The 722-nt window shown below is 26.3% G+C and carries 1 pseudogene; it reads right to left on the reverse strand.

Annotation, left to right across the window (positions count from 1 at the left end):
- Nucleotides 1-164: 164 nt before the first annotated feature.
- Nucleotides 165-722: pseudogene (locus ACOTVC_RS08940) on the reverse strand (hypothetical protein); the annotation flags it as partial.

The raw sequence follows: 722 nt of genomic DNA on the forward strand, positions 1-722 counted from the left end.
AAAGCAATACATTTTTTTCTATCTTCTATACAAAAAATACAAGTTTGTCTATCTCCAAAAGGAAGTTCTAAAAAAATTTCTTCGGAACTCTTGATATCTTCTTCACACTTTATTATATGTTTCGTAAAATACGCTTCATCTCTCTTAGTATCTCTTAACATTTTCTATCCTTTAGGTTTTTTAATTTTATTTGCATCTTTATCTAAATAATGAATGGTTTCTTTGCCTCCTTCATCAACATGAAATAAATCTTTTCTGATTTCATTGCTATTTTTTTCAAGAAGTTTTTTTATTTTTTCTCTATGTTCTTCATCTGCAATACTAAGTCTATTTTTATCCTCTTCTAATATCCAACTATTACTCATCTGTTTGGTTTTTTTATTTCTATTTAACTTGCTTGTTCCAAACTTAGCTTCTGCGATGATATATTTTGGATTTTTATTAGGGTTATAATAAATTCCATCAATTCCTTGATGAATTCTATCATCAAGTTCTTGAGCTTTGTTTAAGCTAATTCTTTTATAGCCTTGATTTAAATAATGCAAATGCATTTTAGCTTCGCCATAATTTCCTTTTTGTTTATTGCTTAATTTATCAATGCCATTTAATTTTTGTATCTTTTTTTCCATATTTGCTAAAACTTTTTTAGCTTCTTTTTGTTGTGCTTGAATTTCTTTTAAAAATGCTTGTTGTTTATTTACTTGTTTTCTTCTTTGTGCTGC

The organism is Campylobacter sp. GB48 (assembly GCF_049221845.1).
Lineage (GTDB): Bacteria > Campylobacterota > Campylobacteria > Campylobacterales > Campylobacteraceae > Campylobacter_D > Campylobacter_D lari_C.